This window comes from Deinococcus grandis (assembly GCF_001485435.1).
GTDB lineage: Bacteria > Deinococcota > Deinococci > Deinococcales > Deinococcaceae > Deinococcus > Deinococcus grandis.
Genome location: NZ_BCMS01000001.1, coordinates 821,411 through 834,885, shown reverse-complemented (window position 1 = coordinate 834,885; position 13,475 = coordinate 821,411). Strand labels below are relative to the sequence as shown.

Below are 13,475 nucleotides of genomic sequence, written 5' to 3'. Positions count from 1 at the left end.
TCATGGCAACTTTTGATGATGTGAAAGACGTGATCGTGGACAAGCTGGGTGTCGACGCCGACAAGGTGAGCCCCGAGGCCCGCTTCGTGGAGGACCTGGGCGCGGACAGCCTGGAGACCGTGGAACTGATCATGGGTCTGGAAGACAAGTTCGGCATCACCATCAGCGATGAGGACGCCGAGACGATTCGCACCGTGCAGGCCGCTGTCGACTACATCGAGAGCAAGCAATAACTTCCCTGGTCGGGTCAGCCCGACCCGAGCGGAGCGAGCAGGGAAAGGGCGGCGCTGAACGCAGCGCAGGGCACGCAGGCGCGGTTTGCCGGAGTGCCCGGAGCGGAGTTCAGTGACGCCGCAGAAGTCCGCACAGGACGGACGGCGGGCGGGGTGCGGGCACAGATCCGCCTCCCGCCCCGACTTTTTCCGGGTGGCCCCTGTGGGCGCGCCCAGTCAGGAGGGAAGCCAGTGGGTGTTTCAGGACTGAAACGGGTGGTGATCACGGGCCTGGGGCCGGTCACGCCCATCGGGGTGGGCGCGCAGGCGTTCGCGCAGGCGCAGCGGGCCGGGAAGAGCGGCATTGCGACCATCACGCGCTTTGACCCGGCGGAGACCGGCAGCAAGATCGCGGGTGAGGTCAATGACGATCTGTCCGCGTTCGTGGATCCGCGCGAGGCGAAGAAACTCGACCGGTACGTGCAGCTGGCCCTGGCGGGCGCGGCGCTGGCCGTGCAGGACAGCGGCCTGAGCGAAGAACAGCTGCGCGGCGAGCGCACCGGCACCGTGATCGGCAGCGGCATCGGCGGCGTGAAGACCTTCGAGGATCAGGCCGGGGTGCTGCACTCGCGCGGGCCGGGCCGCATCAGCCCCATGTTCATCCCGATGATGATCGCGAACATGGCGACCGGGCACGTCGCCATGCGGTACGGCGCGACCGGCCCGAGCAGCACGGTCGTGACCGCCTGCGCCACGGGTACGGGCGCGATCGGGGACGCGGCGCGGTACATCCAGCTGGGTCTGGCGGACGTGATGATCGCCGGGGGCAGCGAGGCCGCCATCACGCCCATTGCGATCGGGGGCTTCTCGAACATGAAGGCGCTGTCCACCCGGAACGACGAGCCGGAACTCGCCAGCCGTCCCTTCAGCGCCACCCGTGACGGCTTCGTGCTGGGCGAGGGCGCGGGCGTCGTCGTGCTGGAAGAGTACGAGCACGCCGTGAAGCGCGGCGCGACCATCTACGCCGAGGTCGTCGGGTACGGCACCAGCGCCGACGCGCACCACATCACCATGCCCGCCCCCGAGGGCCGCGGCGCGCAGGTCGCCATGCGCATGGCGCTCGCCACGGCGGGCGTGAACCCCGATCAGGTCGGGTACATCAACGCGCACGGCACGAGCACGCACTTCAACGACCTGCACGAAACGCAGGGCATCAAGCACGTGTTCGGCGACCACGCGCACAAGCTGGCCGTCAGCTCCACGAAGAGCATGACCGGGCATCTGCTCGGCGCGGCCGGTGCCGTGGAAGCCATCGCGGTCGCGCAGGCGCTGAAGGACGGCGTCCTGCCGCCCACCATCAACCTCACCGACCCCGACCCGGACCTCGACCTGGACTACATTCCCCTGGAAGCCCGCGAGGCGCAGGTGGAGTACGCGCTGAGCAACTCCTTCGCGTTCGGCGGCCAGAACGCCGCGCTGCTGTTCAAGAAGATCTGACGTTCAACGATGAGGCCCCCTCCGATCACTGGAGGGGGCCTCTGCTGTGTGTTGCGTGGGGCAGGTCAAATGGCTTAAGGGCGCGCCCCTGCCTCTATCCTGCCGGTCAATGACTGCAGACTGGATAGACCGGGCCGCAGCGGAACGGGACGAGCAGGCGTTCCAGACGCTGCTGGAGGATCACTACGCTTACCTGCACGCCAGCGGGTTCGGGCAGGAACTGCCGGGGCTGCTCGCGGACGCGCTGCGGGGGGCGCCCGAGCGGCAGGACCGGGGCGAGTGGGCGCAGGCGCTGCAGGGCGTGCTGTCCCGCAGCGTGGACGGGCACGCCCGCGTGCGGGAGTTCCGGCCGCTGCCCGGCGCGATTCCCGCGCTGATGCACGTGTCCGGCGACCGGGTGGTGGCCGTCCGGCCTGACCGGTCCGGGTTCCTGCTGCCGGACTTCCCGTTCCTGACGGCCATCGATGGCCTGGGGGTGGAGGCGTGGCTGGCCCAGGTGGGGACGCTGGTCGCGGGGAGCGGCGCGTCGTGGCGGCGTGAGCGGACCGTGAGTGGCCTGCACCTGATCCAGCAGTCGCGGCGGCGCCTGGGACGGCCCGAGACGGACACGGCGACCCTGACGCTCTCGGACGGGACGGGCAGTCGGGAGGTGCAGGTTCCAGTGGTGCCGGAGCGGCCGGAGTACGGCGTGTGGCCCGCGCCGCAGTCCCGCTGGATCGGTGACGTGGGGTACCTGCGCCTGCCGGCCATGACGCCCCGCGCCGCGCCGGAGATCGCGCGGTGGCTGCCGGAATTCGGGTCGGCGCGGGGGTTGATCGTGGACGTGCGCGGGAACCCCGGTGGCATGCGGGACGTGTTCCTGCCGCTGCTGCGGGCGCTGCTGCCCCGCGAGGCCGGGCCGCGGGTCGTGAATGTCGCCGCGAGCCGCCAGCTGGACGCCGAGGGTGCCGAGCGGCTCGCGGGCCGTCACCTGCACCCGGTGGACGGCCCGCACTGGACGGACGCGGAGCGGGCCGCAGTCGCGGAGACCATGAGCACATTCAGGCCGACCTGGACGCCTCCGGCAGAGTCGTTCAGCGGGTGGTACGCGCAGGTGGTTCACCCGGCGGCGCCGGACGAGCCGCGCGTGACCTGCCCGGTGGTCGTCCTGACCGACGGCCAGTGCTTCAGCGCCACCGACATCTTCCTGAGTGGCGTGCAGGGGCTGCCGGGCGTCACGCTGCTCGGCGAGACGAGCGGGGGCGGCAGCGGTTCCCCGCGCGTCCACGCGCTGCCCAGTGGCCTGCAGTTCCGGGTGGCGTCCATGGCGTCGTTCCGGCCGTCCGGCGAACTGATCGAAGGGCACGGCAGCGTGGTGGACGTGCGCGTGCCCGCCGCGCCGGAATCGTTCCTGGCAGGCGGCATGGACAACGTGCTGCAGGCCGCCCTCAGCGGTTTCCAGTTCCATTGAAGGGCCAACACCACACCCTTCAATTCCACTTCCAACCGCTGGTGTGGTCAGGTGCTCGCTCCGCTCGGTTCAGTGGTCTTGAGCAAGGCCCTCAAGACCACTGAACTCTGCTGTGACCCGCCTTCAGGGCTGAACGACGTGGCAGGGGCCACCTCCACATCCCGGAGGTGGCCCCTGCTGTTCCTACTTCCTACTGCCTACTCCCCACTACCTACTGCCCTCAGATGGCCTGTACGTCGAATGTCAGGCCCAGTGCGGCGAGGTCGTCGCTGTTGGGGTCGCGGCCGGTGACGACGCCGTACGTGGCACGTTCCGGGGTGAGGTAGGTGTCCATGACGCGGCGCAGGTCGTCCAGGGTGACGGCCAGGAGGCGGGCTTTGTAGGTCTGTTCGAGGTCCTGGGTGTAGCCGGCGTGGTCGCCGTAGATGCGGCGGCGGCCGGCGGTGTCGGGGCTGGTGAGGGGGTCGAGGATCTTGCTGGCGGAGAGGATCGCTTCGGTCAGTTCGCGTTCGCCCAGGTCGCCGTTCAGGAAGGTGCGGGCGTCTTTGAACACCTGGTAGGTGCGGGTGACGTGCGGGTCGCGGTAGCTGCTCATGGCGAACACGCCTTCGCGCGGGTCGAAGCTGGCGGCGCCGCCGTACGCGCCGCCTTTCTCGCGCAGTTCGGGCAGCAGGTACTCGCTGCGCAGGACGCGGGACAGGACGAGCAGGGCGGGGCTGTCGGGGTGGGTGTAGGGGACGGTGGGGAACGCGACGGCGTTGTACGAGACGGGCACGTCGGTCGTGCGGGCCTGGGGGGCGCGCGTGGGCAGGGTGGGGGCGGGGCGGCCGACGGGGGCGTCGCCGCTGAACAGGTCCGTGAGGGGGGTCAGGTCGAGGTTCAGGTCGTCGGGCGTGGCGGTCAGCGCGAGGAGGGGTTCCGCCGTGCGGATCAGGTCGCGCAGGCGCCCGAAGCGCTCCAGGAGGTCGTCCAGCCCGCCTTCGCCTTCGACGGTGGCTTTCAGGGTGGCGAGGGCGGTCAGGCCGCTGAAGCGTTCCTGCACGGCGCCCGTGGCGTTCAGCTGCGCGGCGGCGAGGCGTTCGGCGTAGGCGTTCCCGGCCTGCACGACGCTGGCTTTCAGGCCCGCGAGGCGCTGCTTGAGCAGCTGCTCCAGGCGGTCGCGGGTGAATTCGGGCGCGGCGATCAGGTCGCGCAGCACGCCCACCAGGGCGGGGGCGTTGCGGGCCAGGGCCTTGCCGCTGAAGGTCACGGCGAGCCGCACGGCGTTCAGGTCGTCCGGGGGGGTGCCCACGCCGACGGCGGCACTGACGCCGCCCGTGACGGCCTCGATGCGGCGCGCGAGGCTCACGTAGTCCTGCCCGGCGGCGCCGCTGCGGGTCACGGCGAAGGTGTACAGCGGCAGCGCGTCCAGCAGGTCGTCCGGCAGGGCCGGGAGGCGCAGTTGCACGTCCAGGTACGTGAGGCCGCCGGTGGGCTGCGCGGCGCGGGCCACGCGGGCGCGGCCGGGCTGCTCGGTGTGGTAGGTCACGGCGGGCGCGGCGGTGGGGATGTCCTCCAGGCCCAGGGTGGGCAGGACGCTGCGGTCGGCCTCCTGACCCTGGAGTTCCTTCAGGCGCAGGCTGTCCGCGACGATCCGGGCGCGGTCCTCGTCGGTGAAGCTGGCGCTGAGACGCTCGACCAGCGCGGCCTCGTCGGCCTCGGCGCGTTCGGCCAGGGCGGGATCAGGGGCGACTTCCAGCGTGACGCGGTGGGGGTTGGCGAGCAGGTCACGGAGCATCGGTTCGAACACCGCGCCCTGCGCGAGGTCGGCCCGCAGGCGCCCCAGTTGCGCGTCGAGGCGCAGGCCCGTGACGGGGTCGCCGCCCTGCATCCAGGGGCCGAGCAGGCGGAACATCACGCCCAGCGCGTAGGGGTAGCCGCTGTTGCTGACCTCCTTCTGCGCGATCTCGAACTGGTGGAGGCTGCTCTCGATCAGTTCCGGCTCGATGCCCTGCGTGGCGATCTCCTCCAGGGTGCGCAGCACGAGCGTCTCGACCTGGGCGGCCTTCCCGGCGGGGAGGCCCTTGAGTCCGGCGGCGAAGGCCCCCTCGCGGAAGTTGTCGCGGTAGCCGCTGCCGTCCGCCAGGGCGCTGCCCAGCCCGGACTCGATCAGCGGGCGGGTCAGGGGCGCGGCGGGGTTGCCCAGCAGCACGTCACTCAGGACGCTCCAGCGCAGGTTCAGGTCCGGGTCGCTGGAATGCCCGAGCTTCCAGCCGACGAGGACCTGCGCGCCGCGTTCGACGTCCGTGCCGGGGTACACGGCGCTCTCGTGGCGGGGCGCGTCGAAGGGGGGCTGGTCGGGGATGCTGACGTCCAGCGTCTGCGGCGCGAAGTTCGCCATGACGTGGTTCTCGATGGTGTCCAGGATGCGCGCCAGCGGCAGCTGCCCGTACGTGTAGAAGAACGCGTTGCTGGGGTGGTAGTGCGCCGCGTGGAAGGCCCGCAGGCCCTCGTAGGTCAGGTTCGGGATCTCCTCGGGGGCGCCGCCGCTGTTGTTCGCGTACGTCAAGTCCGGGTAAAGCGCCTTGCCGAACGCGCGCCACATGACCGAACCGGGGCTGGCCATGGCGCCCTTCATCTCGTTGTACACGACGCCCTGCAACTTCAGCGGCGTGGTGGGATCGTCCGGCGTGGCGAATTCGAAGCGGTGCCCGTCCTGCCGGAAGCTCTCGTAGCGCATCAGCGGGAAGAACGTCGCGTCCAGGTACACGGCCAGCAGGTTGAAGAAGTCCTTCTCGTTGCGCGTGGAGAACGGGTAGGTCGTCCAGTCGCTGGCGGTCATGGCGTTCATGAACGTGTTCAGCGACCTGGGCAGCATCGAGAAGAACGGGTCCGGCACTGGGAAGCGCTGGCTGCCCATGAGGACCACGTGTTCGAGGATGTGCGCCACGCCGGTACTGTCCTGCGGGACGGTGGGGAAGGTCACGCCGAACGCGGCGTTGTCGTCCGCGCGGATCACGTGCGCGTGCCGGGCGCCCAGTTCGTGGCGCAGCAGCACCAGCGTGCCCTGCATCTCCGGCAGGGGTTCGACCCGTTCGACGGTATAGCGGCCCAGCGTCTCGCCGACGCGCGGCGCGGCGGGCAGTGAATCCATGATCGTCATATGCCCGGCAGTCTAAACCCGCTCCCGCCGGGCCGTGCGGGAAGTCGGGCACGATTCGGGCGGCGGCGCGCCCGGCGGTATCACGGTCCGTTCACCGCCGCGCGGCCCGGCGCGGCTACACTGCGGGGCATGGCACATTCGCGTTTCGCTGCCCGGCAGGGGCTGGGCGTCCTGCTGGCCTGCGCGCTGCCCGCCTTCGGGCTGGTCGCGTGCGGGCAGGACCTGACCGGCACGTCCAGCACCAGTGCGCGCGACGCGCTGTACTTCAACGACCGCGCCAGCGGCCTGCCCCCGGTGTACCTGCAGGAACCGTATTCGGCGCCCATCGAGGTCGCGGGCGGCGCCGGGCCGTACACCGTGCGCCGGATCGAGGGCACCCTCCCACCGGGCCTGAACCTGACCGGGAACGGCACGACCCTGAGCGGCACGCCCACGAAGACCGGGACGTACACCTTCACGCTGGAGGTCACGGACTCCACGCTGAGCAGCAAGCAGAAGTCGTACACCCTGAACGTGCAGGAACTCCCGCCGCTGAGCCTCAGCCTGACCCTGCCGACTGGTGAGATCCGCGGCGAGACGCGGGTGCCGCTGCTGATCGCCGCGCCGCGCAGCGTGCGGGCCGCGCGTGTCACGTGGACGCTCCCGGCGAACGTGACAGTCACGCGCGTGCAGCCCGAGGGCGGCGCGCTGGTGTTCTGGCGGCAGGACGGCCCGCGCCTGACGGTGGACCTGGGCTTCAAGGCGGTGCCGCGCAGCGGCGCGCGCGTGGCGCTGATCAGCGTGAAGCCGGGCGCGCCCGTCACCCTGAGCAGCCCCGACCTGGGCTACGAGGCGCGCGGCGGGGACGGCAAGGTCCTCGCGCAGAAACTGACGGCCGCCGAGCAGAAGACACTCGACGAACAGAAGGCCGCCGAGCAGAAAGCCGCCCAGGAGAAAGCAGCGCAGGAGAAGGCGGCGCAGGAGAAAGCCCCGGAGGCGAAACCGGGTGACGTGAAGCCCGGCACTTCCACCCCGACCGACGCGCCGAAGACCGGGACGGACACCACCCCGCCGGGCGAGGCGCCGAAGACGGCCCCGCCGAAGACCGAGCCGACTCCCACTCCTCCGCCCTCGGGCGGCACCGGGGGTGGCAAGTGAACGCGCGCACGCTGCTGCTGGGCGCGGCCCTGACCGTGCTCTCCCCGGCCCTGGCGACCACCGCGCCGACGCTGACTCTGGCGCAGCAGGCGCAGCGGGCCGAGGTGATCGTCCGCGCCACGCTGGGCACCCCTGCCGAGGTGAAGGACGGGGAGGTCACGTACCTCGCGTACCCGCTGACCGTCACCGAGACCATCGCCGGGGACGCCGCGAAGCTGCCGCAGCAGGACGGCAGGCCCGCCCTGTTCGTCCTGAAGGGCGTGGACGGCCTGCCCGACCTGCGCGCCGGGCTGGAGGTCGTCGCGCTGCTGTACGCCACGCGACTGGACAGCCCGGTCGTGGGCTTCAATCAGGGGCTGTACCCCGTGACGGCCGGGAAGGTCGCGGCGGGCGACATCACGGACCCCACGAAACTGCGTGAGGCGCTGCTGGGCGCCCGGGGAGGCAAGTGATGCGCGCCCGGACCCTCCTGCTGCCTGCCCTGCTGACCCTCGCGGGGACCGCTGGTGCCGTGACCGTCAAACTCCGCCCGCAGGGCGAGGAGCTGACGAAAGCCGTGCAGGCCGCGCTGGCGGCCCTGTCCACCCCGGACTTCCCGGTCACGCTGGACACCAGTGGCGGCCCCATCCTGACGCTGGGCGGCGCCGCCCCATTCAGCCCGGACGTCGCGGCCCGCAGCTTCGGCGTGGGCACCGAGCGCCGCATCGAGTTCAACCCGCGCGGCCCGCTGAACCTCCAGGACGCCGTCCGCGCGGAGCTGACCCGCGAGTGGAAACTGACCGACTGGACAACCGCCAGTGCCCGCGCCCGCCTCAGCGGCGCGGACCTGAACGGCGACGGGAAGATCGACCTGACCGACCTCGCGCTGCTCATGAACAACTACGGCAAGTCAACCAGCATCGGCGACCTGGACGGCAACGGCAAGGTGGACGACGCCGACCTGAAACTGTTCAGCGCGCAGTACAAGCTGTGACTCCGCTGGGCTGGTTGGTACAACCAGTCCAGTCCGAGCGGACTCGGAGAGCTGCGCAGCAGCGCGAGTGGGAGCCCTGCGGGTTCCGGACGTGGAGTTGACGACCCGGCGCCCTTCCGGGTCGTCAGCGGAACAGACGGAATCCGCCAGAGTGAGCCCACAGCCCACACCCCGCCCCACAGACAGGTGGGGGCGGGCGCTGCTACGCTGCGCGGCATGACTGGCGAACGAGGGTACCCCGAGCAGGACACGATCGACCTTCAGGACTTCCTGAAGATGCGCGGCATGGTGGAGACGGGCGGCGAGGCGAAGTTCCGCGTGCAGGGCGGCGAGGTGCGCCTGAACGGGGAGATCGAGACTCGCCGCCGCAAGAAACTGCGCCGGGGGGACATCGTGGAGTACGCCGGGGAGCGCGTGCGGGTGGATTTCTAACGTGACCGCCTCGGCGTACGAGGCGGCGGTGCTGGACTTCCGCCGCCGCAAGGACGAGCACTTCGCGGCGGGGCGCGGTCCGGTGAACCCGGCGGCGTTCGCGGGCCTGTCGTACTACCCGCCGGACGAGGCGTGGGCGTTCACGGTGCTGCTCGAGCCGCTGCCGCAGGATGACGCGGGCGCGGAGTGGACGCTGGAGACGAACACGGGCGAGACGCGCACCATGGCCCGCGTCGGGCAGGTGCAGCTGCCCCTCCCGGACGGCGAGCGGACGCTGCTGGTGTTCGCCCCGCTGGGTGAGGAGCGCCCGGAGCGGGTGTTCATTCCGTTCCGTGACGCCACCAGTGGCGACACCACGTACGGCGCGGGCCGTTACCTGGACGCGCCCCTGGACCGGCAACTGGGCGGGGACGGCGCGCTGGTGCGGGTCGATTTCAATCTGGCGTACCACCCGTACTGCGCGTACGGAGAAGGCTGGACCTGCCCGCTCCCGCCCCGCGAGAACTGGCTACCGGACGCGGTGACGGCCGGCGAACGCCTGAGCTGAACTCGGATCGAATGGCTTGCAAAGCCGTTCCATCCGAGCGGACGCGAGTGGGAGAAAAACGGGTTCCAGACGTGGAGCTGATAACCCCGTGACGTTCCAGGTTGTCAGCGAAACAGACGGAATCCGTATGAGCTGACGCAGGCCCGGGCGGGAGGGGGTGGACGGGAGGCGCCCGCCGCCCTCCCGCAGCCTGTTTCAGCGGGCGACGACCGCCACGTACACCTGTGGCGCGCCCGCCTGCATCAGGGCGTCCTGGCAGGCCTGCGCGGTGTGCCCGGTGGTGAGTGGAGGCGCACTCATGCACATGGAGTTATCCACAGCCCGCCTGTGGATAACGAAAAACGCCCCCATCCCAGCGCAGGCCAGGGTGGGGGCGTGTCAATCGCCTGAGTTGTCCGAGGAGTTACGCGGCGTCCAGTTCCATCGCGCTGTAGCCCCACGCGACGGCCGCACGTACAGCTGCGGCTTCCAGTCGATCGATGATCGGCAGGTCCATGAACGCGCCGAGGACAGGGATCTTGTTGTCGTACTCCTCGACGGCGGCCAGCAGCCACTTCTCAGCGAACGCGGCTTTTTCCGCACCGGTGGCACCGGGCAGTGCCTGGTTCGCCAGTCGGGCGGCGGCCTTCGCAGCAGCCTTGAGGCCGTCCACGGTCAGGACATTGCCGATGCGGCTCTTGAGGTCGTTGAGGATGGTCTGCGGGTTCAGGTTCGTCATGGTGGGTGCCTCCAAGGGCACGGCCCCCATCGCAGGGGGCCGGTGAGAGGGTGGATTGTCAGTGCCCCATGGGGCACGGCGGGCCTTACTCGCGTTCCAGCTGCAGCGCACCGTCCGGGTACAGGGTCAGGCGTGAGCCGTTGTAGATCGTGGGTTTCCCATCCCACAGGACGTTCTCCCCGCCGGTGCCCCGCAGGAACACACGCGGGACCGGCGGGCGCGCCGCTTGCTCAGCGAGCCAGTCACGCTGGGCCGCCACCCGTCTGAGCCAGCCCTTCAGGAAGACCTGCTGGCTGGGCCGCGCCTTGACGATGTTCTGGAAGAACTGCTCCCGCGCATCGATCAGCCGGGCCGCGCGCTCCGCCGGGGTGCCTGTCGCCGGGACGCTGCCCAGCATCAGCCGCAGGTTGCCTGGGCCGTGGTTCACGGCGATGTCGTACGCCACGCCACTCAGCGGCCAGGGCAGGCCGGACGCGGCGGGCCAGTACCGCGCCTCGTACAGCGGCAGTACGTCCGCCATGACGAGCGTCTTCATGGGCTTCACGGGCAGGCCGCGCTCCCGGCACCAGCTTTCCCACACGGCCTGGGTCACGCCCAGGTTCGTCGGGCCGCCCTTGTCCGCCGGGTGGTTCACGTACCCCCCTTCCCACTTCGCAGTGAACTCGTGGGCCTTCTCGAAGTCAATCGTCATGCTCTCCCCTTCCCTGCGCTGCCAGCTGCGCCCTGAGCGCCGCGTTGTGCCGCACGGCCCGCGTGAGCCGCACCGAGAGTTCGATGATCGCCAGCACCAGCGCCAGTCCCAGCAGCGTCACGCGCACGCCGTCACCAAACGGGTAGGCCACGCCCACCCGGGCCGCAGTGATTGCCTCGTGCGGCCACGCCCACATCGCGGCGTAGTACGCGAGGCTCAGCAGGCCCGGTGCCCAGCGGCTGAGTGGGCTGAGCATGAAGCGCCAGCACGCGACGCTCGCCACGCCCAGCGCCAGCCCGATCAGCAGCAGGCCGATCACGCCAGCGTTCACCGGCGCCACCGGGGCTGAGGACCGAGGGTGCCCCTGGCGAGCATCAGCAGGATGGTGTTCAGCACCCACAGCCACGCCGCGAACACCGACGTGCGCAGCACGCTGTCCAGCGTGGCGTGACTGCTGTTGTCGCGCAGGCTCGCCAGGACGCTCGGCACGTCCAGCGCCAGGAGCACGATGTACCCCAGCGCCAGGATGATCAGGAGCGCCCCGCGTTCCTGCCAGTGGGGTTTGGGCGCGATCAGCTGGATCAGCAGCATGACGGCGCGGTACGTCACCCCGCCCATGCCGGAGACGAAGGCGAGTAGGGCGAGGGCGGCCAGGAGATCAAGGGGTGTTACGGCCATTGCTGTCACCGTCCTTTTTGCGAGTGGCGAGCGCTGTGATCAGGCCGCCGAGAATGGTGCCCATGCCTGCGAGGATCTTGTCGTCGAGCTGCCCAGTGACGGCGTACCGTCCAAGGACGAGCAGCAAGCCAGCACCGACAATCCAGGTGAGGATGACGAGGGGGTCTTTCATGTCGCTCCTGTCGGGGGGTGAGATTGAGGCATGAGGCTCCAGAGTCCGGCCGGGGTGAATGGGAACCGCCCCAGGGCCGGAGAGGCTGGGGCGGTGCTGTGATGGGATAGGGGATCAGATCAATAAATTGTGGTGGGCATCTCAACCCGTATCCAGGGCACGGGCAGCAGGGGCAGCAGCAGGATGGCAATGCGCGCCCAGAGCGGCAGGCGTTGCGTTGCGTCCCACGCGACCGCAAACCAGATGGGCAGGCTACTGCCGAAGAACACCGCAGCGGAGAGGCTGAGCGTCATGCGCGGCGGGGGCGGGAGAGCAGGAGGAGGACGCAAGCGACGGGGAGCAGGTAGATGTAGACCACGTTCACGCACGCCCCCACGGCCCAGACGGTCACGAGCCCCAGGAGGCCCAGCCCGAACGGACTCTGCCGTCTGAGCCACGCCTGCGCGCCCTCTCGTGCCAGCCAGTACAGGCAGGCCAGCGCGAGCAGCAACCCCGGCAGTCCGAACTGAAGTGTGAGGAACAGGCCCTCGTTATCCACTGGGACGAAATCCGCGAGGTCGGGGCGTGCGCCTACCGGAGTCAGCAGGGCCTCCAGGTCACGCGCGCCTGTCAGGAGTTGGTCGTTCCGCGCCGTCAGTTCACGCAGGAGCATGGGGTAGTCGGACAGGCGGATCAGCAGGTTCTTGCTCTGGAAGAGCGCGTCCCCGCCGGTGTTGAGCCTGCCGATCAGCTCCGAGAGCCCATCCGCAAACACGAGGGTGCCGCAAAGGATGACGTACAGCGCCGTGAGCAGCGCAGGGACGTACCGCACAACGGCGGGACGTAGTTTCGCAGCGATCACGACCATGACGGCCACCGCAGCACCGGCCAGCGCGGTGCGGTTGGCACTGGCGTACACCCCGAGCAGGCCAATCAGACCGATCAGCAGGTGGGGTTGCACGGGGCGGACGCGCAGCCGGGGGAGCCGCACCGTAGTCCTGATCCGCAGGCGGGGGCGGGGCAACGCGACAGGCCGCATGCGCCACGCGGCCACCGCCGTCAAACCCACGGCAGCGCAGAACACGCCGTACTGAACTGGTGTGTAGAAATAGCTGAATGCCCGGACGCTCAGCAGGCCCGTCGTGGGGTCCTGCGCCCGCCACACCCACGGGTACCATGAGCCCTTCTCGCCCACCCACACAATCGGTGTCTGGGTAGCCCACTGCGCCAACCCCATGCCGACGAGCAGGGCGGTGAGGCCCCCCAGGGTCCACGCTGCCGTGCGATTTTTGCGGGGCGCGTAGGGCGCGAGCGCCACCAGTCCGAGCGTGGCGAACGGGATCAGGTACGCCACCGTGCGGGCCTGCCACGTGTTCGTGCTGGACCACACCTCCTGGATGATCAGGGCGACGACGCCCCAGATCGGCACCAGGAACGCCAGCGCCGCCAGAGGTGTCAGGCGCACCCGCCCGCCTGCCAGGACGCCAGCGATTGCCAGGGCGAATCCCAGCAGCGCCAGCACCCGCTCGCCCAGGATCACCTGCCCAATCACGGCGTGCTGCACGTTGATGAGCAGTCCCGCTGTGATCACGAGTAGCAGGCCGCACAGGACGGCGGCGGCACCGATGCCCACCGTAGACACGCGGAGGGTGCGGGGGGACTGGGAGACAATCACGCCCCCAACTATACCGACCTCTAGTTGATCTCCCAGAACCAGGTGACGGTCCCGCCGTCAGAGCGTGGCATGTGCCAGGGCGGGGGGGGGTAGCAGGCAAATGGCGGTGCATGCAGGAGCAGGAGGCGTATATAGACGAGGAAGGGAGCCCGGAGGCTCCCAGTTAACCGAT

General features: G+C 70.1%; 17 protein-coding genes. 8 read left to right on the top strand and 9 right to left on the bottom strand.

Features of this window, described 5'->3' with window-relative positions; genetic code table 11:
- Positions 1-2: 2 nt before the first annotated feature.
- The 3 genes from acpP (at position 3) to DEIGR_RS04210 (ending at position 3,159) form a co-directional block, all read left to right on the top strand.
- A complete protein-coding gene (acpP, locus tag DEIGR_RS04220) occupies positions 3-233 on the top strand; it encodes an acyl carrier protein (RefSeq protein WP_046843145.1) in 231 nt (76 codons plus the stop codon).
- Between the two features lie 231 nt (positions 234-464).
- Positions 465-1,709 carry a beta-ketoacyl-ACP synthase II gene (gene fabF / locus DEIGR_RS04215; RefSeq protein WP_058975552.1) on the top strand — a complete coding sequence of 415 codons (1,245 nt, stop codon included), beginning with the start codon at positions 465-467 and terminating at the stop codon, positions 1,707-1,709.
- A 109-nt stretch (positions 1,710-1,818) separates the two neighbouring features.
- Entirely contained in the window at positions 1,819-3,159 is a 1,341-nt protein-coding gene (locus DEIGR_RS04210) for a S41 family peptidase (RefSeq protein WP_058975550.1), read from the top strand.
- A 220-nt stretch (positions 3,160-3,379) separates the two neighbouring features.
- Here DEIGR_RS04210 and DEIGR_RS04205 read toward each other — a convergent pair whose 3' ends face one another.
- Positions 3,380-6,301 carry an insulinase family protein gene (locus tag DEIGR_RS04205; RefSeq protein ID WP_058975547.1) on the bottom strand — a complete coding sequence of 974 codons (2,922 nt, stop codon included), beginning with the start codon at positions 6,299-6,301 and terminating at the stop codon, positions 3,380-3,382.
- 129 nt (positions 6,302-6,430) lie between these two features.
- On the opposite strand from DEIGR_RS04205, the gene DEIGR_RS04200 reads away from it, so the two are divergent.
- The 5 genes from DEIGR_RS04200 (at position 6,431) to DEIGR_RS04180 (ending at position 9,390) form a co-directional block, all read left to right on the top strand.
- On the top strand, positions 6,431-7,438 hold the full coding sequence (locus tag DEIGR_RS04200; protein ID WP_058975545.1) for an Ig domain-containing protein: 1,008 nt from the start codon (positions 6,431-6,433) through the stop codon (positions 7,436-7,438).
- Positions 7,435-7,890, top strand: coding sequence for a hypothetical protein (locus DEIGR_RS04195; protein ID WP_058975544.1), 456 nt, complete (start codon positions 7,435-7,437; stop codon positions 7,888-7,890). Before DEIGR_RS04200 ends, DEIGR_RS04195 begins: the two co-directional genes overlap by 4 nt.
- A complete protein-coding gene (locus tag DEIGR_RS04190; RefSeq protein WP_058978519.1) occupies positions 7,890-8,411 on the top strand; it encodes a hypothetical protein in 522 nt (173 codons plus the stop codon). The genes DEIGR_RS04195 and DEIGR_RS04190 overlap by 1 nt, the downstream gene beginning before the upstream one ends.
- A gap of 216 nt (positions 8,412-8,627) precedes the next feature.
- Entirely contained in the window at positions 8,628-8,843 is a 216-nt protein-coding gene (locus DEIGR_RS04185; RefSeq protein ID WP_046843150.1) for an RNA-binding S4 domain-containing protein, read from the top strand.
- Between the two features lies 1 nt (position 8,844).
- Complete coding sequence (locus DEIGR_RS04180) at positions 8,845-9,390, top strand: DUF1684 domain-containing protein (RefSeq protein ID WP_058975542.1); 546 nt, start codon at positions 8,845-8,847, stop codon at positions 9,388-9,390.
- A 195-nt stretch (positions 9,391-9,585) separates the two neighbouring features.
- Here the strand turns inward: DEIGR_RS04180 and DEIGR_RS20805 are convergent, their stop codons facing one another.
- The 8 genes from DEIGR_RS20805 to DEIGR_RS04150 form a co-directional block, all read right to left on the bottom strand.
- Entirely contained in the window at positions 9,586-9,690 is a 105-nt protein-coding gene (locus DEIGR_RS20805) for a phosphoribosyltransferase (RefSeq protein ID WP_160329912.1), read from the bottom strand.
- Positions 9,691-9,793: 103 nt separating this feature from the next.
- Entirely contained in the window at positions 9,794-10,108 is a 315-nt protein-coding gene (locus DEIGR_RS04175; RefSeq protein WP_083524112.1) for a hypothetical protein, read from the bottom strand.
- 85 nt (positions 10,109-10,193) lie between these two features.
- Entirely contained in the window at positions 10,194-10,799 is a 606-nt protein-coding gene (locus tag DEIGR_RS04170; RefSeq protein WP_058975537.1) for a glycoside hydrolase family 108 protein, read from the bottom strand.
- On the bottom strand, positions 10,789-11,130 hold the full coding sequence (locus DEIGR_RS04165; protein ID WP_153013626.1) for a hypothetical protein: 342 nt from the start codon (positions 11,128-11,130) through the stop codon (positions 10,789-10,791). Before DEIGR_RS04165 ends, DEIGR_RS04170 begins: the two co-directional genes overlap by 11 nt.
- Positions 11,127-11,477 (bottom strand): hypothetical protein, encoded by a 351-nt coding sequence (locus tag DEIGR_RS04160; protein ID WP_153013625.1) that lies wholly within the window; start codon positions 11,475-11,477, stop codon positions 11,127-11,129. Before DEIGR_RS04160 ends, DEIGR_RS04165 begins: the two co-directional genes overlap by 4 nt.
- Positions 11,458-11,649 (bottom strand): hypothetical protein, encoded by a 192-nt coding sequence (locus DEIGR_RS04155; RefSeq protein WP_058975531.1) that lies wholly within the window; start codon positions 11,647-11,649, stop codon positions 11,458-11,460. Before DEIGR_RS04155 ends, DEIGR_RS04160 begins: the two co-directional genes overlap by 20 nt.
- A gap of 119 nt (positions 11,650-11,768) precedes the next feature.
- On the bottom strand, positions 11,769-11,942 hold the full coding sequence (locus DEIGR_RS20800; RefSeq protein ID WP_160329911.1) for a hypothetical protein: 174 nt from the start codon (positions 11,940-11,942) through the stop codon (positions 11,769-11,771).
- The gene (locus DEIGR_RS04150; RefSeq protein ID WP_058975529.1) at positions 11,939-13,303 is read right to left on the bottom strand and encodes a hypothetical protein; all 1,365 of its coding nucleotides are present in this window, start codon (positions 13,301-13,303) and stop codon (positions 11,939-11,941) included. The genes DEIGR_RS20800 and DEIGR_RS04150 overlap by 4 nt, the downstream gene beginning before the upstream one ends.
- Between the last annotated feature and the right edge of the window lie 172 nt (positions 13,304-13,475).

Coding starts and splice junctions, on each gene's coding strand:
- acpP (WP_046843145.1), top strand. CDS start 3: ATGGCAACTTTTGATGATGTGAAAGACGTGATCGTGGACAAGCTGGGT.
- DEIGR_RS04210 (WP_058975550.1), top strand. CDS start 1,819: ATGACTGCAGACTGGATAGACCGGGCCGCAGCGGAACGGGACGAGCAG.
- DEIGR_RS04205 (WP_058975547.1), bottom strand. CDS start 6,301: ATGACGATCATGGATTCACTGCCCGCCGCGCCGCGCGTCGGCGAGACG.
- DEIGR_RS04200 (WP_058975545.1), top strand. CDS start 6,431: ATGGCACATTCGCGTTTCGCTGCCCGGCAGGGGCTGGGCGTCCTGCTG.
- DEIGR_RS04190 (WP_058978519.1), top strand. CDS start 7,890: ATGCGCGCCCGGACCCTCCTGCTGCCTGCCCTGCTGACCCTCGCGGGG.
- DEIGR_RS04185 (WP_046843150.1), top strand. CDS start 8,628: ATGACTGGCGAACGAGGGTACCCCGAGCAGGACACGATCGACCTTCAG.
- DEIGR_RS20805 (WP_160329912.1), bottom strand. CDS start 9,690: ATGAGTGCGCCTCCACTCACCACCGGGCACACCGCGCAGGCCTGCCAG.
- DEIGR_RS04175 (WP_083524112.1), bottom strand. CDS start 10,108: ATGACGAACCTGAACCCGCAGACCATCCTCAACGACCTCAAGAGCCGC.
- DEIGR_RS04170 (WP_058975537.1), bottom strand. CDS start 10,799: ATGACGATTGACTTCGAGAAGGCCCACGAGTTCACTGCGAAGTGGGAA.
- DEIGR_RS04160 (WP_153013625.1), bottom strand. CDS start 11,477: ATGGCCGTAACACCCCTTGATCTCCTGGCCGCCCTCGCCCTACTCGCC.
- DEIGR_RS04155 (WP_058975531.1), bottom strand. CDS start 11,649: ATGAAAGACCCCCTCGTCATCCTCACCTGGATTGTCGGTGCTGGCTTG.
- DEIGR_RS20800 (WP_160329911.1), bottom strand. CDS start 11,942: ATGACGCTCAGCCTCTCCGCTGCGGTGTTCTTCGGCAGTAGCCTGCCC.